The sequence below is a fragment of the Roseibium sp. AWQ4_290 genome (genome assembly GCF_056160985.1).
The window spans coordinates 213561-236298 of the sequence record NZ_JBSWYG010000002.1; the positions used below are offsets into that span (position 1 = coordinate 213561).

The following is a 22738-nucleotide window of genomic DNA, read 5'->3' on the forward strand; positions in this document are numbered from 1 at the left end:
TTAATAAATCGTCTGCAACCGCATTAAAATTATCCCGCGAGTGGTGCAAGAGGCTTGTAAAATCCGGAGGTTAGACCTGCCTCGGAACGGGCGCGGTCATTAAATGGTGGTTTCAGAGCGCCTCTGAAGTGCTTGCGCACGAAACCGTGGAAGGCCGGTTCCGGTCTGATTCCCTGCCGGTCACACAAAAAGCGGAACCATTTGGCGCCAAAGGCAACGTGGTTTTTCTCATCCCTGTAAATGATATCCAGGCACTTGGCGGTGTCTTCATCCCCGATCGCCCGGGCCTTTTCAATCATGGGCGGGGTGATGTCGAGCCCCCGGGCTTCGAGGACCAGCGGGATGATGGCAAGGCGGGCGGCAAGATCATGGCCGGTGTCCTGCGCGGCCTGCCAGAGCCCGTCATGGGCCGGCATGTCCCCATAGGCGGCCTCAAGCTTTGCGAGCCGGTCTTCCAGCATGGAAAAATGTTTGGCTTCTTCCAGCCCGACCCGCACCCAGTCGTCATAATAGGACCGGGGCAGGCGGATATGGGGAAAGCGGCCGATCAGATCCCAGGTCAGGTCGACCGCGTTCAGCTCGATATGTGCCAAAGAATGGATCAGGGCAAGGCGGCCGGCCTTGCCCGTCAGGCTGCGTTTGGGCATGTCACGGGGCGCAAGCAGCTCCGGTTTTGCGGGCCGTCCCGGACGGTCCGGCATGGCGCCGTCTGTTGCCTGTGTTCCCAAAGCGATCTCCCGCTGAAACCAGGCTTTGGAGACTGTATAGGCCAAACGGACCTTTTCGGACGTGTCGGCGGCAGCAACAATGGCGCGGGCGCCCGCCACCAGGGTTGTGGGCGCGAGATCAGGTGACGACTGGCTCATGGAGGATATTCAGGGCGAGAGGGAGGTGGGATCAGAGGGCGCGGGCGGCGTCAAGAACGGCCTCGGCATGGCCGGGCACCTTCACCTTCCGCCAGATCTTGGCAATGGTGCCATCCTTGTTGACCAGAAAGGTCGAACGCTCCACACCCATATATTTTTTGCCATACATGGATTTTTCGACCCAGACGCCATAGGCCTCAGCCGTTTTGGTGTCCGTATCGGCGCCAAGGCGGATGGTCAGATTGTGCTTGGCAACAAAATTGTCGTGTTTTTTGGCCGAATCCGGGGAAATTCCGATGATAGTGACGCCGAGTTGGCGGAACTCTTCCATCAGTTCGGAGAACGCAATCGCTTCCTTGGTGCAGCCGGGGGTGTTGTCCTTTGGATAGAAATAGACAACAGCCGGTCTGCCTTTCAGGGCGCTCAGGCTCACATTTCCGCCACCTTCGCTCTCCAGATCGAAATCCGGGGCAGGGCTGCCCTCTGCCAATTCGCTCATCTTGCCATCCTTCTGTCAAAGTTTGTGCGTTTTTGCCGGGACCGGCCTCAACTGGGGAGGAGCGGTCGCTTTTGTGACCGCTTTTGACGTATCATAGGACACGCGGCGACTCGTTCAATGCGTGAACACCAAGTACTTGAAAAAGTGCACATCCGAAGCGCCTGACAGACACCGTGTCAGACGGAACTATGGAGCCGATTTGTTTCGACGGTCTGGCAGCAGCAAAAAGTTGAAGAAGCCGCGCAAGGCTTTGCTTCGGCGCAAGAGCGTCTGGCTGGTTACAGCCACGCTGCTGCTCTGCTGCTTTGCCGGTCTTTATAGTCTGTTTTCCTCCGGACCTGTGCGGATTCCGTTTCTGGGAAGTCTGATCGCATCTCAGGGAACCCGAGGACCTGTCACGCTGGCAGTAGATGAGGCACGGGTCGATTTTACTGAACCCGGCGGCATTCAAATCAGTCTTGAGAATGCGGATCTTGAGATTGGCGGGCCGGCCCCTGTCACCATCTCGCTGCCGCAGCTGCTGGTGCAACTGGACCGGGATGCGCTTTTTTCCGGAAAGATCAGGTTTACGACTCTGGTTCTTGATCAGCCGCAAGTCCAGGTAACCTTAAAGGGCGGGCCAGCGAAAGTCCCCAAAATCGGACCGCTTCTGGAAGCGGTGGACCGGACCAGCGATGTGGTGGATGATCAGTTCGCCCGGCGGGGACTGAAATATGTCAGCATCCGCAACGGGTCTTTCGAGCTGAAAGGCGCCATGCCGCGCAGGTTCCCCGGCATCAATGCCAACATCCTAAGAAGCGACAACCGGGTGATCCGCGCCAGCGCCCGTGTGGCCGGGACCGTTTCGACCTGGCGCTTGCAACTGGTCCGAAGCGCACCGCAAGGCAGCGCGCAAAAGAATATCGGTGTGGTGGTCAATGGCATTACCCTGGCCGAGCTTCTGGGGCCGGACGCGTTGAAGAAACAGGGCAAGGGGCTTGGCCTGCCTGCATCTGCGAAATTGGAAGCGAAACTGGATGGCGAGGGCCATTTCATTTCGGCCAATGCGGTGGCGCGCGTGCGCGACGGCTGGTTTCAATTGGGCCGAACCATTGTTGCTTTTGATGACGCTGCGCTTTCTGTGTTGTTCAGGGCCGGACGGGACGCCATTGAGATCACCCGGTCACATGTCATACGCGGCAAAAGCCGGATTTTCTTCACCGGCCGGGTTGCTCCGGACACGGAGGAGGTCGGCCATTGGAAGATCTCACTGGATTCTGAATTTCCGCAATTCGGGTCGGCCGATATTCCAGAGCCCCCGCAAATGCTGGATGGTGTCAAGGTTGAGGCGCGGTTCGATCCCGTTGAACGGCTTCTGTCTGTCGACCGGTTCGTCATGAAAGCGGGCAAGGCGGTTGCCCAGGGCGTTGCAAGCCTGCAAATTTCGTCTGACGGTCCCTATCTTGCGCTGGCTGCGGAAGGGGAGAATATTCCCGTCGCGCTAGCCAAGCAGGTCTGGCCGATCACGCTGGTGCCGCCTGCGCGCCGATGGATCATCGACAACATCAAGGCGGGTTTCATCAACAAGGTGTCTTATACCGGAGCGATCCGGCCACCAGCCTTCAATCACCGGGACCCGGATGCGGGCTGGTCGGGAAACGACATGCGCATGGACATGACGTTTGAAGGCGGGGCGGTGACACCCTTTGGCAATTTGCCGGAAGTCAGGGGTCTTGCAGGCACCTTGACCGTGAAGGATGAGATCCTGACCGTGGCCGCCAGGGATGGCGTTGCGACCGCCTCAACGGGGGGCGAGGTCACGGTTCCAAAAGGCGTGTTTGAGATTTTTCACCTGCCGCTTCGAGATGGGAAGACCGCGAAGGTCTCCGCCCTGATCAGCGGGACGGCCAATGAACTGGCTGCCGTTGCCGATAGCGATCCGCTGGATGTGCTGGAGCGGGCAGGCTTGAAACGCGGTGGGGCCACCGGGACCGGCAGCATGGATGTCACGGCAGAATTCCCGCTGGCCCCCGGCATTGCGGTTGAGGATATCGATTGGTCTGTTGCTGGCGAACTCAACGGTTTCACCGATTCCAACCCGATCATGGGCCACACGATTGAAAAGGCTGATGTGAAGATTTCTGCCAATCCCGACCAGGTGGCGATCACCGGAAAGGGCATTCTGGACGGGCTTCAGGCGGATATCGACCTGATCGAACCTTTGGGGAACTCCGGAGTTGCGGGCAAACAGGATGTGGTCGTGTCCGTCACAGCCGATCAGCTGAAAGAAAAGGGTATTGACCTGACGGCCTTCGTCAAGGGGCCTCTGGTGCTGAGCGTCAGCGGCGGCGGGGACGGTCAGCAATTCTCCGTGGACATGAAGCAGAGCGAACTGCGTCTGGAGGCGCTCGGCTGGCTGAAGGCCAAAGGTGTTCCGGCGAAGGCTGTTTTCAAGCTGATTGAGACGAATAAAGGTCAGATGGTGCGCGACTTCCGGCTGACGTCGGAAGGCACGGATGTTGCCGGAAGCTTGCGGTTGTCTGAAAGCGGCGAGCTGGTGGACGCTTCTTTCAGCACATTCCGTTTGCGGGCGGGCGATGATGCTGAAGTGGAACTGCAGCGCACCGGCAGCGGGCGGTACGATATCGTTTTTACCGGCACCTCTTTTGACGGGCGAGGCCTGATCCAGAGCCTGCGCAGTCCGGGGGGCAGCAAGGGCGAGGGCGATTTTTCCGATGGTGCGCGCATCGCGGCGGATATCGACCGGGTCACCGGCTTCAACAATCAGACCATTCAAGGGTTCTCCGGGCGGGTGGAAACCGGACGCAAGGGCTTGCGCACAGCTGATGTCAGCGGGCAGGTCAACGGCCGGTCCAGCTTTGAGTTCAAGGTGACGGAAGAGGGCGACAGCCAGCTGGCCAGCGGCCGGTTTGCCGATACCGGGGCGACGCTAAAATTCCTTGACCTCTATGAGCGCATGGAGGGCGGGAGCGGCGTCTTGAGTGTCGCCATGGCTGATGAGGACAGCTGGGCCGGGGATTTCAAGGTGCGTTCGCTGCGCATCACCGAAGATCCGGCCATCCAGCGCATCCGGCAGCGGGAAAAAGACAACCTGAATCCGGATAGCAGCATCCAGTCCGCGCGCAGCCCGGACGGGTCCGCCAGTTTTGACACAATGGATATCAATTTTTCCCGGGAAGGCGATGTGCTGACGATCATTCGCGGCGCCCTTCAGGGCAATGTGCTGGGCGGCACGGTCAGCGGAACTGTGGACCTCAACAGCCAGACTCTGGCCTTGAGCGGCACCTTTGTGCCGATTTATGCGCTCAATAACTTCTTCACCAAGATCCCGCTTCTGGGCTTTGCGCTTGGCGGCAATTCGGGTGAAGGGCTGATCGGGGTGACTTACCGCCTGTCCGGCGCGGTCTCCGATCCGGTGCTGACGGTCAATCCGATCTCGGCCATTGCACCGGGGATTTTCCGGCGCATGTTTGAATTTCAGCCGAACGCCAAAAACCGGGGCTGACCCCCAGCCCCTAACCTAAATGTGGCCGCGTAGCAAAAAATTGAGCCGAACCCCTTGGTCCAGCGGGGCTTTCGGGGTTCGGACATGTTTCAGAAATCTGAAACAGTTAAGAAACTGCCGTTAGCTGCACGGGAACCGGGCATTCGCCGCGATGTGAACAAACGGCAGCAAAGCGGACTTTTTTGTCGTTCGCCGCGACTGTTCCAATGTCGGCTCTTACGCTAGTTGGATGGGATCGAGCGGTATCCCTTAATCACCATGCCAATGCCTACCCCAGTAAGGCCCAAGCCACTCAAAATTTCTGGATTTAGCCAACGGGACGTCGTGCGTTTCACGGTCGCTGTGGCGAGCAGCGCGTAAGTCAAAATGGATATTGCGTCCAAGACAATAAAGATGATGCCGTACACAGCACCTTGAAAAAGCACGTTGTGATTGGAGGAAATGAAGGCCGGGAATAGCGCTACGAAGAACACTATTGCTTTTGGATTTGTAACGCAGGCAAAGAATCCCGCCCAAAACGTAGTTCGGTCAGATGGCCGCGCGACATTTTCCGCTGATTTGCCAATGTTCTTGAACGCGTTTAGAGCCATCCAAAGAATAAACATTCCACCCGCGATTTGCAGGAATGGCAGAACCATTTCTGACATCGCTACCAGCGCAGTTAATCCGGCAACGGCAACTATAACATGAACCATTGTTCCAAGGGCATCACCTGCAACAGCAACATAGGCTGCTCTTGGCCCATGTCGGATGGCTTGTGCAGTGGCAAACGCCACTGATGGCCCCGGAACTGCCAAGAACACCAGAGTTGTCGTCAAAAAGGCTGCAAAGAGAACTGAGTCCATCTGAATGTACCAACTGCAATTATTTGAATAATATTGAGTCTGCCAGACAGCGAGTGTGATGTCGAGTTCGTGCAAACGGACGTTCGTGCGATATGCAGCATTCGTCAATATGGGCTCAAAGCTGACCTTAACCGCAGACTGATCGCACGTCCCGTTGGGCCGGAAGCGGCTACGAGCCTAGCTGGCGCGAATGTCTGCCTCGCTAAACGCCGGAGCCGATTTACTTGCAACCACACTTAGGTTAGGGGCCGACCCCGGCTATCTCTCTTCTACATTAAGGTTTTTTGCAGTTGCCCGGTTTGTGTCAGGCTTATTCCGGTCTCAGCAAGACATGCTTTTTCTTGCCAAGGGACAGCTTGACCACGCCGTCGCTGCCGATATCGGCAAGGGTAAGCAGGCGTTTGTCATTCTGTTCGCCCTTGTCGTTGATCCGCACAGCACCGCCCTTGATGTTGCGGCGGACATCCCCGTTGGATGCACACAGGCCAGCGGTTACAAAGGCGGACAAGACACCAAGACCAACTTCCAGATCCGCCCGGGCAACCGTGACGGTCGGCAGGCCTTCTGCGGACTGACCTTCCTCAAAGGCCTTGCGGGCGGTTTCAGCCGCCTCGTCTGCCTTGGCGCGGCCATGGATCATGGCGGTGGCTTCGGTTGCCAGGATCTTCTTGGCGTCGTTGATTTCAGAGCCTTCAAGGGCGGCAAGGCGGGCGATCTCGTCCATGGGCAGAACGGTGAAGAGTTTCAGGAACCGCTCGATATCGGCGTCTTCCGTGTTGCGCCAGAACTGCCAGTAGTCATAGGCGGAGAGCTGATCCTCGTTCAGCCAGACGGCCCCGGCTGCGGTCTTGCCCATCTTGGCCCCGGACGCGGTGGTCAGAAGGGGTGAGGTCAGGGCATAGGCGTCCTTTTCCTCCAGGCGGCGCACCAGATCGGTACCGGACAGGATGTTGCCCCACTGGTCGGAGCCGCCCATCTGCAGCCGGCAGCCCGTGCGCCGGTAGAGTTCCAGATAGTCATAGCCCTGCAGCAGCATGTAGTTGAATTCCAGGAAGGACAGGTGCTGTTCCCGCTCCAGGCGCAGACGGACCGCATCGCGCTGGATCATCTGGTTGACGGAAAAGTGGCGGCCGATATCCCTCAGGAAGTCCACATAGTTGAGCTGCATGAGCCAGTCTGCATTGTCGACCATAAGAGCATCGCCCGGACCGTCGCCGAAGGTCAGCAGCTTTTCGAACACTTTAAAGATGCCCGCCTTATTCTCCTCAATGGCTTCTTCGCTGAGGATCTTGCGGCTTTCATCCTTGCCGGTCGGATCGCCGACCCTTGTGGTGCCACCGCCCATGAGCGCAATCGGCCGGTGTCCGGTCTTCTGGAACCAGTGCAGCATCATGATCTGGACAAGTGAGCCTGCATGAAGGCTCGGGGCGGTGCAGTCAAAACCGATATAGGCGGTCACGGTTTCCTTCTCGCAAAGCGCATCCAGTCCTTTGGGGTCGGAAATCTGATGAATGAACCCGCGCTCCGAGAGAATGTTCAGGAAATCCGATTTGAACTCACGCATAATGTCTGCCCGTGCCTGTTGTCTTGTGTCTTGCCTGCCCGGCCTGTCTGCGGACGTGCTCTCCAGCCTCTTTTAAAGGCGATCTTCCCATGGAAGGCCGCCCGCAACCCGGGAGCATCGGCTGATCTAGCCTGTGGCCAGGGCGTTGTAAATTGCCGATGCTGCGAAAAGTGGCAGGGGAGCTGCCGCCAGAGCAGTTTGCTTGGGGGCCGGAGGGGGGCTGGCGGGAACCGCCCCGGCTTTTCCCCCCTAATCTGACCAAGCGTGATTGCAATCACAGCCCGCGTTGCCGCTGCGGCGTAGGGTTCTCTCATCAGCAAGGAACTGCTGACACCCACTTTGAGAGGACCAGTCATGTTTCGTAAATTTGCTATCGCCGCCGTGACCGTGGCCACCGTTGCAACCGCCGCCGTCAGCCTCGCACCGGCCGAGGCCCATGCCAAGAACCGCGCTGGTGCAGTTGCCGCCGGTGCCATTATCGGCCTTGCCGCCGGTGCCATCATTGCCTCCCAGGCCCGTCAGCCGCGCTATTACCAGCCGGTCCGCTGCCACAACAAACCGGTGCGCCGCTGGGATCCCTACTACCGTCAGTATGTGGTCGTTGGCTACCGTCGGGTCTGTTACTAAGATCAAGCGGAAGTCCAAGTCTCCCGAACGAAGGCCCTCCCAAGCGAGGGCCTTTCGTTTTGATTAGGAAAATTGACGAGGAATTGGGCCTCAAAGACCCCTCTTTTGCAAGTTTTTCGGCTGCGATGTCGGGTTTCGTCATTCTGACACATATCCTTCATCTCTCCAGATCCCGAATTTGTTACCAAGCTGCCCAGTTGGAGGCAGCCATGAACGCAATTTCCGTCAGCAAGCTTTCAAAGACCTTTGGCGCTGGAAACCGTGCGCTGGACGATGTCTGTCTGGAGGTTGCCGAAGGCGAATTCGTCGCCCTTATCGGAGCGTCCGGCTCCGGCAAATCCACGCTTATCCGCCACGTCTCCGGCCTGATTGCAGGCGACCGGGAGCCCGGCTGCTGCACGGTCACCGTGTCTGGTGCCAAGGTTCAGGATGCGGGCAAAGTCTCCGGCAATATTGCATCGACGCGCACCTCTGTCGGCGTCGTGTTCCAGCAGTTCAATCTTGTTCCGCGTCTCAGTGTTCTCACGAATGTCCTTGCCGGGTTTTTGGGCAAGGTGCCCACCTGGCGGGGAATGCTCGGCTTGTTTACCGCGGCTGAAAAGCAGCAGGCCATGCGCGCCCTGCACCGGGTAGGGATTGCCCACGCGGCGCGCCAGCGCGCCGTGACACTGTCCGGCGGTCAGCAGCAGCGCGCCGCGATTGCACGCACGCTGGTCCAGGGCGCAAAGATCATCCTGGCCGACGAGCCGATTGCCTCTCTGGATCCGGCGTCCGCAAAGCGGGTCATGGGTATTCTGGCGCGCATCAACGAAGAAGACGGGACAACCATTCTCGTTTCCCTGCATCAGGTCGAATATGCTCGCAGATACTGCAAGCGCACCATCGCGATGCGGGCGGGCAAGATCGTCTATGACGGCCCCAGCCATGCGCTGACGACACAATTTCTCCGTGAGATTTACGGCGAGGCGAGCGAGGAACTTGTTCTGCCCGATGCCGACGACTTCGGGACCACGCCACTGTCGGCAACGGCCTGATACACCCCGTGGGAGACACGACATGAAACTGATTGCGCGTATCGCTGCGTCTGCAGCCCTTCTGGCGAGCCTTGCCGCTCCGGCTCTGGCCGACCGTGAAAACCCGAAAGAACTCCACTTTGGCATTCTGTCGACTGAATCCAGCTCGGCCCAGCGGGAAAAGTGGGGTCCCTTCCTGAAGGCGATGGAAGATTCCATCGGCATGCCGGTGAAGCCGTTTTTTGCCGCCGACTATGCCGGTGTCATCGAAGGCATGCGCTTCGACAAGGTCGACGTTGTCTGGTACGGCAACAAATCCGCTATGGTCGCAGTCGACCGCGCGGGCGCTGAAATCTTCGCGCAGACCACCGAAGCGACCGGTGACCGGGGCTACTGGTCCGTCATGGTGACGCACAAGGATTCCGGTCTGACCTATGAAGATGTCATGAAATGCGGCAAGGATCTGAATTTCGGCATCGGGGATCCGAATTCCACCTCCGGCTTTCTGGTTCCGTCCACCTTCATCTTCGCCAAGGAAGGCGTAAACCCGAAGGACTGTTTCAAGACCGTACGCAATGCCAATCACGAAACCAATTTGATTTCGGTGGCCACGAAACAGGTGGATGCGGCCGTTGCGTCCTCCACCGGCATGTATTCGCGCCTGAAGAACGCCAAGCCGGAACTGTTTGCCGAGCTGAAGGAAATCTGGCGGTCGCCGCTGATCGCCTCCGACCCGATGGCCTGGCGTCCGGAGCTGGACGAAAAGATCAAGGCGCAGATCATGTATTTCTTCATGACCTATGGCCGTCAGGGAACGGATGAAGAAGTGGCGAAAGCCCGCGAAAATCTGGCCATGATCGACATGGGCCCGTTCATTCCCTCTTCCAATGCGCAGCTGTGGCCTTTCTACGAGATGGACCAGATCCGTCAGCGCATGTCCATCGAAGGTGATGACACCTATACCGACGACGAGCGCACCAAAAAGGTCATGGAAATCAACACCAGGATCGAAGAAATCCGCGCCGCTGCCACCGCCCGTCCGCGCAAGTAAGACTGTTTGACACCCGGCCGGCGCGAGGGGGTTCCCTCGCGCCGGTGGGGTCCTCCAACGGAAGCCAAGCCCATGTCCTCTACTGCCGATCTGGTTCCCAAAGCCGAGCCTGAGTTGCGTGTGCCGGGCCGCGACACCCAGGAAAAGATCTTCGATCTTCTGATCTGGGGCGGCCTGATCGTTATGCTTGTCTGGAGCTTCAAGCCAGCGGACATGCACCGGCTGGGCGAGATTCTGACCGGCGGTGGCAACATGGCCTTGCTGCTGGAAGATTTTCTGGAGCCCAATTTCCGCTACTGGCACAGTTATTTTGATCTGATGCTCGAGACAGTCCAGATGGCTGTCTGGGGCTCGTTCCTGTCCGTGCTTCTTGCCATTCCATTCGGCCTGTTGTCGTCGTCCAACATCGCTCCGGTCTGGATCGTGTTTCCGGTCAGGCGGCTTATGGATGCCTTCCGTGCAATCAATGAGCTGGTGTTTGCGCTGATTTTTGTTGCCGCTGTCGGTCTTGGGCCGCTTGCCGGTGTGCTGGCGCTCACGATCCACACGACAGGAACCTTGGCAAAACTTTTTTCCGAGGCGGTCGAGGCGATTGATCCCCGGCCCGTGGAAGGCATCAAGGCGACCGGCGCTCCGGTCATTCAGGAGGTTGTCTATGGGGTCGTTCCGCAGGTTCTGCCACTCTGGATTTCCTATTCGCTCTACCGGTTTGAAGCCAATGTCCGCTCCGCAACGGTTCTCGGCATTGTCGGGGCCGGCGGCATCGGAATGTCCCTGTCCGAGGCGCTGCGGGGGTTCGACTATTCGGCTGGGGCGGCGATCCTGCTGATCATTCTGGCCACTGTTTCAATCCTCGACATTTTCGGGTCCTTGTTGCGCAAGGTGGTGATTGACGGCACGGATCACGGGCGCTTTGCTGGCTACTTTCTGTGTCTTGTGCTGGGCGTCATCGCGCTGGAGCTGCTTTTGGCCGGCACGTGAGGTCTGGCGGGCTTGCTCTTGGTGCCACGCTTTCCGGTCCGGCTTTCAAGCTTGTGTGCATCTGAGCAATAGACTTTCATGAGGCCCGTTCGAATCTCTTTCAACGGGTTATCTCATGCCGACAGCACCACAGTCTCCCGCCCGCGCCCATGACCTTTTATGTGGTGATCTTCAACCGGGCCCGCGCAACGCGCTGAGCGATGTTGCCGGGGTTACTGTTGGTCACAGGACGGTGGTGGAGGGGGCTCTCAGAACCGGGGTTACGGCCATTCTGCCCCATTCCGGCAATCTCTTTTTGGAAAAAGTGCCCGCCGCCGTGGATGTCATCAACGGCTTTGGCAAAAGTGCCGGACTGGTTCAGGTGGAGGAGCTCGGCACGCTGGAAACGCCGATCCTGCTGACAAATACGTTTGGGGTCGGAACCGGCATCAATGCGCTTGTGCGCCGGGAGCTGGCCATAAACCCGGAAATCGACCGCTCGGGGGGCACCGTCAATCCGGTGGTGATGGAATGCAATGACGGCTATTTGAGCGATATTTGCGCGCTCGCCCTGACAGAAGACGATGCCAATGCCGCGCTTGAGGCTGCGGGCCCCGATTTTGAGCAGGGCAGTGTAGGGGCCGGAACCGGCATGAGCGCCTTCGGCTTCAAGGGCGGCATTGGCTCGGCCTCGCGGGTGTTAAAGCTGGACGGGCGCGCTTTCACGCTTGGCACGTTGGTGCAGGCCAATTTTGGCCGGCCCGGAGACCTGATCCTTCCCGATGGACGCAAACCCCATCCCAAATCGCCAGGCCAGACGGAGGAGCGTGGCTCCGTGATTGTCGTGATGGCAACGGATGTGCCTTTGGAAAGCCGGCAGCTGAAACGTGTCGCCCGGCGGGCGGCTGCGGGGCTGGGGCGCCTCGGCGCGTTTTATGGCCATGGCAGCGGCGATATCTCGCTTGCCTTTTCGACGGCGGACCGGCTGCCACATCATTGCGAAAGCGCTTTTATGGCGCGTGAGATCCTGCAGGAAGACCGGATCGACACGCTTTTCAAGGCTGCAGCAGAAACGACCCAGGAAGCGGTGCTCAACGCCATGATTGCCTCCCCGCCCATGCGCGGCCACAAACGCCGCAAACGGCCGTCTCTGGCGGACTGGCTGACGCAATGAGGCGCTCAAACTGCGGCGGAAGGGCTGGAAGGAAACCTTTCAGGCCCAGCCGCCTCTCAACAGTCTTTGCAATCTATGATATAATAGTTGTTATTTTTAACTTTTGGTCGTGGGTTGTCTTTTTAGACGCTTTTGCTGTTTCGGCCGTTTATTCTTGAGGAATGCGCGATGGCGAAAAAAGGGTCCATAGTTTTTGAAACTGTTTTTTCAGATGAGCTCAAAGACGTGGTTGAACGTCGGAAGAATCAAAGTTTGCCTTTTGACGCTGTCTGGAGACCAGGAAAGAACTCTGATGCCGGCAGCGAGGAGGTGCTTCCCTCGGTTGCGCGTGGACTGATCGGCCTGTCTCTTTCTGGCGGTGGGATTCGGTCTGCGGCCTTTTGCCTTGGCGTTCTGCAGGCGCTTGAGGCAAAATGGCAGATCATCAAGCGTTTGGATTACCTTTCAACGGTTTCGGGTGGGGGCTATTTGGGCAGCTCTGTTGCTGTGGGAATGAGTGAGGGCGAAGGAAAGTTTCCGTTTCCAAGTGATTTGGGAGGTGAGGAGGATCCACGCGTTGGGCATTTGAGAGACTATTCAAACTATTTGGTTGCGGGAAAATTTCGCAATATTCTGGAAGCGATTGGTGCGGTTTTTATTGGTTTGATTGCAAATGCTATGCTGGTGCTTCCCTGCTTGCTGATGTTTGCAGCTCTTACTATAGCGCTCAATCCAACTCAGAGGTCTCTTTCTGAACCGTCAGTTGATCTGGGCAGCTGGAACATTTTTGGTCTCTCCGGAAATTTCGTCCTGACGGTCTATGTCGCACTTGCCGCAGCAGTTGCGGCAATCCTGCTGATTGTACTTTGGGCTCTGAATGACAAGGAAAGTGCGGTTTCCAGAGGACAGCGGCGGAAATGGTCTGGAGCGCTCCTGCTGCTGCCGGTCTTTGTCTTTTCCTTTCAGGCGCAGCCGGTGGTGCTCGACTGGTACTGGCAACAGACATCCGATGGCACCCTTGGACTGGCTTGGATGAAGTCAAATCTGACGGCTGCGCTTGGGGCGCTCAGTGCTGTGTTTGCAGCCGGCGGGAGCTGGATCAGCAAACTTGTAAAAGCGGGAGAAGACGGCAGCGGTCGAGGTGCTTTGATTGCCAAGGTGCTTGGAAAGACACTTTATGTTGCAGCCGGGCTTATCGTTCCCGTGTTCTTGTGGCTGGTCTATTTGAACTTGTCAAACTGGGGCATTTTGGATGATCAAGGGCACTACTCTGCGGCGCCTGCATGGCTACAGAGCCTATATTCTCAAATCGCAGAGACGGCCGTTGCACCTGCCTGTTGTGTATCTTTAGCCAATCATGGCGTCTGGATAAGCTACGGTCTTCTGGCGATTCTCCTGATCCCTGTTGCCTTCCTGATCCCACCCAATGCGTATACCCTCTACTTTCTGTATCGGGACCGGTTGGCGAAAGGCTTTATCGGGGCCCATGACGGTGCGGGGGCAGGCGGTGCAAGTCGGCGGAAATTCGCGCTGAGTGCGCTCAGGCACGAGTATTGTCCTGCGCTTCTGATCAACACAGCCCTCAACATTCAGGGCGACAGAAAGCTCAATCAGAGGAGGCGGCATGCGGATTTTTTTACATTCAGTCGAGGGTATTGCGGCAGCACTTCCACTGGATATTGCAAGACCAGCCAGTTGGAACGTTTGGATCGGGAGTTAGATGTTGCCACAGCGATGGCGATATCTGGTGCTGCGGCGTCTGCCAACATGGGCAACAAGACAAAGTGGTATCTGGTTTTCAGCCTTGCAATTCTCAACATCCGTCTTGGGTATTGGCTGCCGAACCCCATGTGGGTGCAAGACATTTTTGAGGCCTCCTTCTGGCAGCGGTTGCTTCTGAAAATACCGGGAAGCTTTGTTTGGTTTTATATTGAGGTGCTGGGTTTGCTGAAAGCAAATTATGCCCGCGTCTATCTGAGTGACGGCGGCCATATTGAGAATCTTGGTGTCTACGAGCTGATCAAGCGCAAGTGCAAGATCATCATTGTAGTTGACGGTGAGGCCGATGGCGCGATGAACATGTCGTCCTTCGTGAAACTCCAGCAATATATTCGGATCGATATGGGCGTTCGCATCGAGATGGATTGGGATCAAATTCGCACGGCTACACTGTCCTACGACGATCGAAAGCCACAGGATGTGGTCCCGCATTGTGCCATTGGCATCATTCATTACTCCGGCGGCGATGAAGACGGTTGTGAGCCCGAGCAAGGCATTCTGATTTATGTAAAATCATCGGTAACCGGCGACGAAAACGATTATATTCGCGACTACAGACGGCGCCATCCCGATTTTCCGCATCAGTCCACTGGCGATCAGTTCTTTTCAGAAGAGCAGTTTGAGGTTTACCGGGCCTTGGGATTTCATGCCGCAGGTGGATTGTTTAACGGCGAGGGCGCTGTCCAAGGACTGAGGAATGGAAACGGGGGGTTCCATACATTCGTGGAGGACGGGTTGAGATCTAGCCTCGGGATAGATCCAAAGATCAATTGGGTATGATGCATTCTTGCGTCTTGAGCGCGATTGGATTGCAGCAAAGCCGGTTGCCGTGGCAGCTTCGCTGATTGCACGGAGGTTTTTGGCGATTCCAGTGCTCTTGGGCAACTATTGAGAACCCAAACAAAAACCCCGGCCGGTTGGCCGGGGTTTCGGTTCGCCTAGGAGCGGAGGCCCTTAGACGGAGTAGTACATGTCGAATTCGACCGGATGCGGGGTCATTTCGTAGCGCTCGACTTCTTCCATTTTCAGCTCGATGTAAGCGTCGATCTGGTCGTCGTCGAAGACACCGCCGGACTTCAGGAACTCCCGGTCCGCATCCAGGCTTTCAAGGGCTTCGCGCAAGGAGCCGCAAACCGTCGGGATCTCGGCCAGCTCTTCCGCCGGCAGATCGTAGAGGTTCTTGTCCATGGCATCGCCCGGATGGATCTTGTTCTTGATACCGTCAAGTCCAGCCATCAGGAGCGCGGAGAAGCACAGATACGGGTTGGCGGTCGGATCCGGGAAGCGGACCTCGATACGCTTCGCCTTCGGAGACGACGTGAACGGAATGCGGCAGGATGCAGACCGGTTGCGCGAGGAATAGGCCAGAAGGACCGGAGCCTCATAGCCCGGCACCAGACGCTTGTAGGAGTTGGTGGACGGGTTGGTGAAGGCGTTCAGGGCCTTGGCGTGCTTCAGGATACCGCCGATATAGTGGAGGCAGGTCTCGGAGAGGTCTGCATACTGGTTGCCGGCAAAGGTCGGCTCGCCGTCTTTCCAGATCGACTGGTGGCAGTGCATGCCGGTGCCGTTGTCACCGAAGACCGGCTTCGGCATGAAGGTGGAGGTTTTGCCGTAGGCGTGGGCCACCTGGTGAACGACGTATTTGTAGACCTGCATATTGTCAGCGCAGCGGGTCAGGGTGTCGAACTTCATGCCAAGCTCGTGCTGGGCAGCTGCCACTTCGTGGTGGTGCTTTTCGGTCGGTACGCCCATTTCGCCCATCACGGACAGCATTTCGGAGCGGATATCCTGCGCGCTGTCGACCGGCGGAACCGGGAAGTAGCCGCCCTTGGTGCGCGGACGGTGACCGAGGTTGCCGGTTTCATATTCGGAGCCCATGTTGGACGGCAGTTCGGAGCTGTCCAGGATGAAGCCGGTGTTGTACGGATCTGCGGTGAAACGCACGTCGTCGAACATGAAGAATTCGGCTTCCGGGCCGAAATAGATGGTGTCACCGAAGCCGCCGGATTTCACATAGGCTTCCGCTTTCTTCGCGGTCATGCGCGGGTCGCGGTTGTAGCCTTCGCCGGTGATCGGGTCGACGATGTCACAGAAGATTGCCATGGTGGACTGGGCGAAGAACGGATCCATGTGGGCCGTTTCCGGGTCCAGGATCAGCATCATGTCGGACTCGTTGATCGCTTTCCAGCCGGCAATGGACGAGCCGTCGAAAGCAACGCCTTCGGCGAACATGTCTTCGTCTACAAGTGCAGAATCCATGGTGACGTGCTGCATCTTGCCGCGCGGGTCAGTAAAGCGCAGGTCGACGAATTTAACGTCCTTTTCCTGAATTTCCTTCAGGACGTCAGCGGCAGTGGTCATTATGTCCATCCCTTTGATTATCTTGTGAACGGTTGGGTTTCAGTCCGGGCCTTCACAGACCAGATCTTTGCTCAGTGATCAAGCCCGGGGTTCTGGTCACCGGCGGATGCCGGAATTGGGTGGGTCAGATTGCGTCGATGCCGGATTCACCGGTCCGGATGCGGACGGCTTCTTCAATGTTTGACACAAAGATCTTGCCGTCGCCAATGCGACCTGTTTGCGCGGCGGAGCGGATGGCGTCAACTGCTTTTTCGACCATCTCGTCACCAAGCACGATTTCGACTTTCACCTTCGGCAGAAAGTCGACGACATATTCAGCGCCGCGATAGAGTTCCGTGTGGCCCTTCTGACGGCCAAAGCCCTTGGCTTCGGTCACGGTGATGCCCTGAAGGCCGACTTCCTGCAAAGCCTCTTTGACCTCATCCAGTTTGAAGGGCTTGATGATCGCTTCGATCTTTTTCATCACCTTGTGTCTCTCTCCACGTAACAGGCCGGAAATCTCGGCAGGCTCTTTTTATGCCGCGGTGCCAGGGTGCACAGACCAGGTCACATGCGGGAATAGATGCTGCCTTATTTGCATGATGCATGCCAAATAGCTGGCGCGGCTTAAAAAATCTCCCGAGGCCGGGAAAGCAGCCAATAAAAGCGGCAGGCGCCGCAGGCTGCTTCGAGCCCGCGCCTCTCCAAATCCAAAATATTGATCAATAAATATGCATATTGCCTAAAAAATGGACATAATTGATGGCCGCCTTGCCGGTGCATGTCCACTGGGCCTAAAACCGTGAAGACATCAGCTGATGGGAAAAGAGGCGGGGTGCGCGCATAAATGGCAAGTGGGGCTGACAAGACGCAAGCGGTTCTTTTGACGCCGGCTGAGATGGGGGAGGCGGACCGGTTGACGATTGCCCGCGGCATTCCCGGCATCGATCTGATGGAGCGGGCGGGCGAAGCTGTCGCGTGCGCGGCGCAGGCGATGGTGCCGGACAAAGGCGCGGTTCTGGTTCTGTGTGGTCCTGGCAACAATGGTGGCGACGGCTTCGTGGCGGCCCGACTTTTGGAGGCTGCCGGCCATCGGGTAGCGCTTGCCCTTTTAAAGGACCCGGCCGGGCTGACGGGCGATGCGCGTTCCGCTTTTGAGCGCATGGGCGCGGATCTGTGCACCCGCAGCTTGCTTGCCCTTTCTGAGGGGGGGGCTCCAGGAGGGGCTGGCGCAGCAGTCGAGGGCGATCTTGTCGCGCGCGCGTGTCATGCAAGCCTGAAGTCGGTAGATCTCGTGATCGACGCCCTGTTTGGTGCCGGGCTTGACCGGCCCCTTGCCGGACCGGTGCGCGCGCTTGCTGAAGCGGTGAATGCGGCCGGTAAGCCGGTTCTGGCGGTCGATTTGCCGTCAGGTCTTCATGGGCAAACCGGTGCGATCCTCGGGGAGGCGGTCAAAGCGTGCGCGACTGTTACCTTTTTCCGGAAAAAACCGGGACATGTGCTTTTCCCGGGACGAAGGCTGTGCGGGACGGTGGAGGTCGCGCAGATCGGAATTCAGCCGGACGTGCTCGATCAGATCGCGCCCGACCAGTTTGAAAATGGTCCGGAGCTTTGGGGGGCGGCCTGGCCGCAACCGGCTGAGGAGGGCCATAAATATCAAAAAGGCCATGCGGTGGTCTTCGGAGGCCCGATGGCCTCTACCGGCGCGGCGCGGCTTGCCGCTGGTGCGGCCTTGCGGGCGGGGGCTGGATTGGTGAGCCTGGCATCGCCGCCGGGTGCCATGATGGTCAATGCCTGTCACCTGACTGCCGTCATGCTGAAAAAGGTCGCGGGCGTGGACGGGATCAGAGACCTTCTTGCTGACCGGCGGCTGAATGCGGTGCTGATTGGACCTGGTTATGGGGTGGGGCCGGACACCTGCGCGGCTGTCCATGCGCTCCTCACGGCCGGGCGGGCCTGTGTCCTGGATGCGGATGCGCTCACGAGTTTTGAGGTGGCGCCGGAGGATCTGTTCTGCCAGATCAAGGCCGCCGCTGCGTCGGTGCTGTTAACGCCCCATGAAGGGGAGTTCGCCCGGCTTTTCCCGGACCTCGGCGCCTCCTGCCATGGCGGGTCCAAGCTGGAAAGGGCCAGGCTTGCTGCAGACCGTTCAGGTGCCTGCGTTGTCTTGAAAGGGCCGGACACTGTGATCGCAGCCCCGGACGGGCGCGCGGCCATCAACACCAATGCGCCGCCCTTTTTGGCAACGGCGGGGTCTGGCGACGTGCTTGCAGGCCTTGCCACGGGGCTGCTTGCCCAGGACGTGCCAGGCTTTGAGGCGGCCTGTCAGGCGGTCTGGCTCCATGGAGAGGCGGGCCGGGAAGCCGGACCGGGCCTGATTGCAGAAGATCTGGCGGAGGCGCTCAGGTCAGTTGTGCGCGCGCTTGTCCGGGCGCTTGTGGACAAGGATGCCGGGGCAGGGGGCTGACGCCGCTTTTTCCTTTGACGGGAAAATCAGCAATGCTATAGAGGCCCCGCTTTGACCGCAGGCTGTTGGGCCTGTTTGATGCGGATGTGGTGAAATTGGCAGACACGCCAGATTTAGGTTCTGGTGCCGCAAGGCGTGGGGGTTCAAGTCCCTCCATCCGCACCATTTTTGATTTCAGCCCCATGTATCCCTGCTTAGGTTTTGAACGGCAGGAATATTTGGGGTGTTCTAGCCCCCTCAAATCGGTGGTATGTGAAGCGCTCTGAGAAGGCCAGTCTGAGGACGGTTCTCTTGAGGGTAATGTTGCCGGTTTCCCATATATTATAAGGGTTTGCGAGGAACTTGAGCGAGAGTTCTAGCATGTTGTCGAAGGTGCCTTTCTCAGGTGCTTTTGTTTCCAGCTTTTCGCGCAGTTTCAGCTTGTCACGCTCCAGAACAGCAATCTTGTCTTCATGGGCTTTGATAACGGTCGGATTGGTTGCGTCCATGATCCGGTCCAGAAGCGTTTCGATCTGTTTATCGGTTTCGCGCAAGCGCCACTGTCCGGACTTGATTGCATCTTCGAGAAGGGCCGAGCGTTCATTCCAGATATCCCGGAACATGTGCGTTACGAGGTCAAAGAGTTTCTGACTTGGCTGCAAGCTGCGAATGGTCTCTGCGAACTCACCCTTGAGCTTGGTATGGCCTCTATTGAAATCGCGACAAAAGTCCGCTTTGAGTCCAAGTTGCGTTCATGATGTATCACAGCCAAGGTTCGCATTTGGGCCGTTTCGCAAGAGTACCGCGCACGATGGACATCTTCAAAGGAGCCGAACGGCTTATGGGTATGGAACAGATGACCTGGGCCAGCCACGCCAATCCGCTGAGCGTTTATTCCAGAGCGGCCGGAGCACCATTGGTCTTCTTCGCGGCGTGGAGCGCTTTTTGGATCGGCTGGTATTCGCTGCTTCCTATCGCGGCCGCGATGCTCTGGATCTGGATGAATCCACGCTTGTTTTCTCCGCCTTCGACGACTTCATCCTGGGCAACAAAAGGCGTGCTCGGGGAGCGAGCGTACATCAATCGAAACGATATCCCGATACCGGAACATCATCGCAAAGCTGTGACGGCTATCATGCTGTTTTCAGGCGTGTTTTTTTCTGTCGGAGCCTATGGCTTCTTCATTCAGGACTTTTGGGCGGCGTTCGGCGGATATCACGGCGTTGTGCTGGCAAAAATCTGGTTCGTCGATCGCATGGTTTGGGTTTGGGAGGATATGAAGAACGCACATTCCGTCTACCAATCTTGGAATGACGCGAATTGGGACGCGACGTTTTCCGAATGACAGGGTAATCATCCCGTTTATAGCGTGTTACTAGGCCGCGTGGACGAATCAACACAGGTATAAGTTTTGGGATTCCGGATTTGATTTCAAAGTGATTCATAGGTTGCCGACGTGATTAGGAGGTCGGCGATGTGCAGCAAGATGACAGAACGGGATTTCGAACTGGCCCTGGAGGTTTTCCGGGCCTGCTTGCCACGGGTTGGCGCGAAGGCAAAGAATGACCGTCTGTTTCTCGAGGCTCTACATTATTTCACGCTTCACAACATCTCCTGGCGCGCTTTGCCCGAGCGGTTCGGCACCTGGAACAGCGTCTGGAAACGCTTCGACCGCCTTGGCAAGGCAGGTGTGTTTAAGGACTATTTTTCCATTCTGGCCGGACTTGATGAAGGGGCGCATCTGATTGCCATGTTCGACAGCACCGTTATTCGGGCCCATGTTTCAGCGGCAGGCGCCAAAGGGGGCAGGAAGGTCAAGCGCTCGGGCATTCGCGCGGCGGCTTCGGCACCAAGATCCATCTGAAAACGGATCGGAACGGCCTGCCGCTTGGCTTTGAACTGACCGGTGGAGCAAGCAGTTTACCGATCTCATGGAAACCGGCCCCGAGATCAAGCACCGGGCCATCGTTGCCGACAAGGGCTATGACAGCAACGCCAATCGAAAGGGAGACTGTCCGGAATTCTGTGCCCTGGCGCTTTGATTACGCCATTAGGAAGCGGTCTTCGAACATGATTGCGAGCTGGCTTTTCACGGCGTGCCATTCTCGGACTGAGCGCTTCCACTCCTGAGAAGTAGCATTCAGCGCGAGATAGATCAATTTTGCGGCCGCGTCATCACTTGGGAAATGGCCGCGGGTTCGTACCGCACGCCGGATTTTCGAGTTGAGCGCCTCAATCGCGTTGGTGGTGTAGATCAGCCTGCGCACCTCGGGCGGGTAGTCCAGAAATGGGATCACCTCGGTCCAGGCGCGCCGCCAGCTTGGGGCGATGGCCGGGTACTTTGCGGCCAGGTCGCTGTCCTCGAACTCGGTCAGCGCGGCCTCAGCGGCGTCGGCGTCCACGGCGGTGTAGACGGCCTTCAGGGCCGCAGCGACGGCCTTGCGGTCCTTGTAGCTGGCAAAGCTCATGGAATGGCGCAGAAGGTGCACGACGCAGGTCTGGACCAGGGTCTGAGGAAAGGCCGCCTCGATGGCTTGGGGAAACCCTTTGAGCCCGTCCACCACCGCGATGAGGATGTCTTGAACCCCACGATTGCGCAGATCGTTCAACACCTTGGCCCAGAACTTGGCGCCCTCGTTGGCCTGGAACCACAGCCCCAGCACGTCCCTGGTGCCGTCCGGCAGGATGGCCAGGGCAACGAAGACCGCCTTGTTCGACACCGCGCCGTCGCTGCGGATGTTGACCCGGATCGCGTCCATGAACACGACGGGGTAACAAGGCTCGAGTGGGCGGTTCTGCCAGGAGGTTACCTCCTCCATGACCGCGTCTGTGATGGCGGAAATCAGGCTCGGGGAGGCCTCAATGCCGTAGATTTCCTCTATGTGCCCCTGGATTTCCCGTGTCGTCATGCCCCGCGCGTACATGCTGATGATCTTGGTATCGAACTCGGGGAAGCGGCGCTGGTACTTGGCGATGAGCACCGGATCGAAGCTGCCGTTGCGGTCGCGGGGGATGTCCAGAACGACCTTGCCGCTGTCGGTGGTCACCGTCTTCTGGCTGCTGCCATTGCGCCGGTTCGGTGGCTTGTTCTGCCCCTCGGGCGGCGGATCGGCCCGCTCCTCGGTCAGATGCGCGTCCAGTTCCGTGCTCAGGGCGCGTTCCGCCAGCGCCTTGGTCAGCTCGGCAAGAACGCCGTCCTTGCCAAAAAGGTCACCGGGCGACCGCCCCTCCATCAGCTGGTCCAAAAGGTCTTTGTCGAGGCTCATACGTGGGTCTCCTCATCTCAGAGCTACCACGCCAGGGCACAGAATTCCGGACAGTCTCTCGAAAGGCTGCGCGAAAGGCCGGGGCTGTCCCAGTCATCCCGTACAAATCAAACCGGCGCGACATTCCCAGGCACTTCGCCAAAGCGCTCTACCGGGGCCGCGCGCGCATCGACCAAATGATGGGCAAGCTCAAACGCTTCAAACGGGTCGCCCTGCGCTGCGAGAAAACCGCCAGAAACTTCCGCTCCATCGTCGCAATCGCAGCCGCCTTCATCTTGATCAAATCCGTCCACACGGCCTAATTTCTGCTCGGAGTGGGCATTTGCTTTGTCACAAGGCAAAACCTGCCTAATCGCCTCCGAAAATGACTAAACCGGTCTATTGCTGTCTGAAGCAGAAGCTTCGATCTTTGCGTTGAGGTAGTCTTTCGACCAGTCCTCCAATTGCTGAAGAATGGGTTTTAGCGCGATACCGTGTTCGCTAAGCGAATATTCGACTTTCGGAGGGACCACAGGGTACACCTTGCGTACAATGATGTCGTAGTTTTCCAAGTCGCGTAGTTGCTTCGTCAGCATACGCTGCGTGATATCAGGGATTGTCCTGTGTAGTTCACCGAACCGCATTGTGCGCTGACACAGGCACCAGAGGATCATTCCCTTCCACTTTCCGCCAATAATTTCGAGGGCGGTCTCGGTCGGACAGAACAGTTGTTCTTCATTGAACAGGTTGGCCATGCCGATCCCTTACTTACATTTTTGTATGTATAGGTCTTTTTTGTGCATTCTTGCTACAAGTGCAAGTTAGAACTATTTCGGCTTCAT

The 22738-nt window shown here is 57.9% G+C and carries 19 protein-coding genes, 1 tRNA gene and 2 pseudogenes; 13 read left to right on the forward strand and 9 right to left on the reverse strand.

The window, feature by feature from the left end; translation table 11 throughout:
- Positions 1 to 29: 29 nt before the first annotated feature.
- Together ACXAH0_RS03210 and bcp are read right to left on the reverse strand one after the other, a co-directional pair.
- Positions 30 to 866 carry a ferritin-like domain-containing protein gene (locus ACXAH0_RS03210; protein WP_475189066.1) on the reverse strand — a complete coding sequence of 279 codons (837 nt, stop codon included), beginning with the start codon at positions 864 to 866 and terminating at the stop codon, positions 30 to 32.
- 31 nt (positions 867 to 897) lie between these two features.
- A complete protein-coding gene (gene bcp / locus ACXAH0_RS03215; RefSeq protein WP_475177793.1) occupies positions 898 to 1365 on the reverse strand; it encodes a thioredoxin-dependent thiol peroxidase in 468 nt (155 codons plus the stop codon).
- A gap of 229 nt (positions 1366 to 1594) precedes the next feature.
- Between bcp and ACXAH0_RS03220 the strand changes: the two genes are divergently transcribed.
- The gene (locus ACXAH0_RS03220) at positions 1595 to 4870 is read left to right on the forward strand and encodes an AsmA-like C-terminal domain-containing protein (protein WP_475189069.1); all 3276 of its coding nucleotides are present in this window, start codon (positions 1595 to 1597) and stop codon (positions 4868 to 4870) included.
- Between the two features lie 221 nt (positions 4871 to 5091).
- On the opposite strand, the gene ACXAH0_RS03225 is transcribed toward ACXAH0_RS03220, so the two are convergent.
- A complete protein-coding gene (locus ACXAH0_RS03225; RefSeq protein ID WP_475189071.1) occupies positions 5092 to 5823 on the reverse strand; it encodes a LysE family translocator in 732 nt (243 codons plus the stop codon).
- A 202-nt stretch (positions 5824 to 6025) separates the two neighbouring features.
- A complete protein-coding gene (tyrS, locus tag ACXAH0_RS03230; RefSeq protein ID WP_475189074.1) occupies positions 6026 to 7279 on the reverse strand; it encodes a tyrosine--tRNA ligase in 1254 nt (417 codons plus the stop codon).
- 354 nt (positions 7280 to 7633) lie between these two features.
- On the opposite strand from tyrS, the gene ACXAH0_RS03235 reads away from it, so the two are divergent.
- The 6 genes from ACXAH0_RS03235 to ACXAH0_RS03260 all read left to right on the forward strand — a co-directional run bounded on the left by ACXAH0_RS03235 (position 7634) and on the right by ACXAH0_RS03260 (position 14642).
- Positions 7634 to 7906: a tyrosyl-tRNA synthetase gene (locus ACXAH0_RS03235; protein WP_475177772.1), complete on the forward strand. Its 273-nt coding sequence runs from the start codon at positions 7634 to 7636 to the stop codon at positions 7904 to 7906.
- A 209-nt stretch (positions 7907 to 8115) separates the two neighbouring features.
- A complete protein-coding gene (phnC, locus tag ACXAH0_RS03240) occupies positions 8116 to 8940 on the forward strand; it encodes a phosphonate ABC transporter ATP-binding protein (RefSeq protein ID WP_475177767.1) in 825 nt (274 codons plus the stop codon).
- A gap of 22 nt (positions 8941 to 8962) precedes the next feature.
- The gene (gene phnD / locus ACXAH0_RS03245) at positions 8963 to 9970 is read left to right on the forward strand and encodes a phosphonate ABC transporter substrate-binding protein (protein ID WP_475189076.1); all 1008 of its coding nucleotides are present in this window, start codon (positions 8963 to 8965) and stop codon (positions 9968 to 9970) included.
- 72 nt (positions 9971 to 10042) lie between these two features.
- Positions 10043 to 10951 (forward strand): phosphonate ABC transporter, permease protein PhnE, encoded by a 909-nt coding sequence (gene phnE, locus ACXAH0_RS03250; RefSeq protein ID WP_475189079.1) that lies wholly within the window; start codon positions 10043 to 10045, stop codon positions 10949 to 10951.
- A gap of 115 nt (positions 10952 to 11066) precedes the next feature.
- Positions 11067 to 12104, forward strand: coding sequence for a DmpA family aminopeptidase (locus ACXAH0_RS03255; RefSeq protein WP_475189082.1), 1038 nt, complete (start codon positions 11067 to 11069; stop codon positions 12102 to 12104).
- A 168-nt stretch (positions 12105 to 12272) separates the two neighbouring features.
- Positions 12273 to 14642, forward strand: coding sequence for a patatin-like phospholipase family protein (locus ACXAH0_RS03260; RefSeq protein WP_475189085.1), 2370 nt, complete (start codon positions 12273 to 12275; stop codon positions 14640 to 14642).
- 174 nt (positions 14643 to 14816) lie between these two features.
- Here the strand turns inward: ACXAH0_RS03260 and glnA are convergent, their stop codons facing one another.
- Together glnA and ACXAH0_RS03270 are read right to left on the reverse strand one after the other, a co-directional pair.
- A complete protein-coding gene (gene glnA, locus ACXAH0_RS03265; RefSeq protein ID WP_475177750.1) occupies positions 14817 to 16226 on the reverse strand; it encodes a type I glutamate--ammonia ligase in 1410 nt (469 codons plus the stop codon).
- Between the two features lie 124 nt (positions 16227 to 16350).
- Positions 16351 to 16689 carry a P-II family nitrogen regulator gene (locus ACXAH0_RS03270; protein ID WP_475177745.1) on the reverse strand — a complete coding sequence of 113 codons (339 nt, stop codon included), beginning with the start codon at positions 16687 to 16689 and terminating at the stop codon, positions 16351 to 16353.
- 363 nt (positions 16690 to 17052) lie between these two features.
- Here ACXAH0_RS03270 and ACXAH0_RS03275 point away from each other — a divergent pair, with 363 nt between their 5' ends.
- Positions 17053 to 18672: an NAD(P)H-hydrate dehydratase gene (locus ACXAH0_RS03275; RefSeq protein WP_475189088.1), complete on the forward strand. Its 1620-nt coding sequence runs from the start codon at positions 17053 to 17055 to the stop codon at positions 18670 to 18672.
- Positions 18673 to 18752: 80 nt separating this feature from the next.
- Positions 18753 to 18837 (forward strand) — tRNA-Leu (locus tag ACXAH0_RS03280).
- 29 nt (positions 18838 to 18866) lie between these two features.
- Here ACXAH0_RS03280 and ACXAH0_RS03285 read toward each other — a convergent pair.
- Positions 18867 to 19205, reverse strand: coding sequence for a hypothetical protein (locus ACXAH0_RS03285; protein ID WP_475189090.1), 339 nt, complete (start codon positions 19203 to 19205; stop codon positions 18867 to 18869).
- Between the two features lie 257 nt (positions 19206 to 19462).
- Here ACXAH0_RS03285 and ACXAH0_RS03290 point away from each other — a divergent pair, with 257 nt between their 5' ends.
- The 3 genes and pseudogenes from ACXAH0_RS03290 to ACXAH0_RS03300 all read left to right on the forward strand — a co-directional run.
- Positions 19463 to 19996 (forward strand): DUF6653 family protein, encoded by a 534-nt coding sequence (locus ACXAH0_RS03290; RefSeq protein WP_475182044.1) that lies wholly within the window; start codon positions 19463 to 19465, stop codon positions 19994 to 19996.
- A 141-nt stretch (positions 19997 to 20137) separates the two neighbouring features.
- Positions 20138 to 20341: pseudogene (locus ACXAH0_RS03295) on the forward strand (transposase); the annotation flags it as partial.
- Between the two features lie 63 nt (positions 20342 to 20404).
- Positions 20405 to 20562, forward strand: a pseudogene (locus ACXAH0_RS03300) (IS5 family transposase); the annotation flags it as partial.
- A gap of 131 nt (positions 20563 to 20693) precedes the next feature.
- Here ACXAH0_RS03300 and ACXAH0_RS03305 read toward each other — a convergent pair.
- Positions 20694 to 21917, reverse strand: coding sequence for an IS256 family transposase (locus tag ACXAH0_RS03305; protein ID WP_475189093.1), 1224 nt, complete (start codon positions 21915 to 21917; stop codon positions 20694 to 20696).
- A 2-nt stretch (positions 21918 to 21919) separates the two neighbouring features.
- Here ACXAH0_RS03305 and ACXAH0_RS03310 point away from each other — a divergent pair, with 2 nt between their 5' ends.
- On the forward strand, positions 21920 to 22219 hold the full coding sequence (locus ACXAH0_RS03310; protein WP_475189096.1) for a transposase: 300 nt from the start codon (positions 21920 to 21922) through the stop codon (positions 22217 to 22219).
- A 66-nt stretch (positions 22220 to 22285) separates the two neighbouring features.
- Here ACXAH0_RS03310 and ACXAH0_RS03315 read toward each other — a convergent pair whose 3' ends face one another.
- Positions 22286 to 22651, reverse strand: coding sequence for a winged helix-turn-helix transcriptional regulator (locus ACXAH0_RS03315; protein WP_475182055.1), 366 nt, complete (start codon positions 22649 to 22651; stop codon positions 22286 to 22288).
- Positions 22652 to 22738 lie beyond the last annotated feature (87 nt).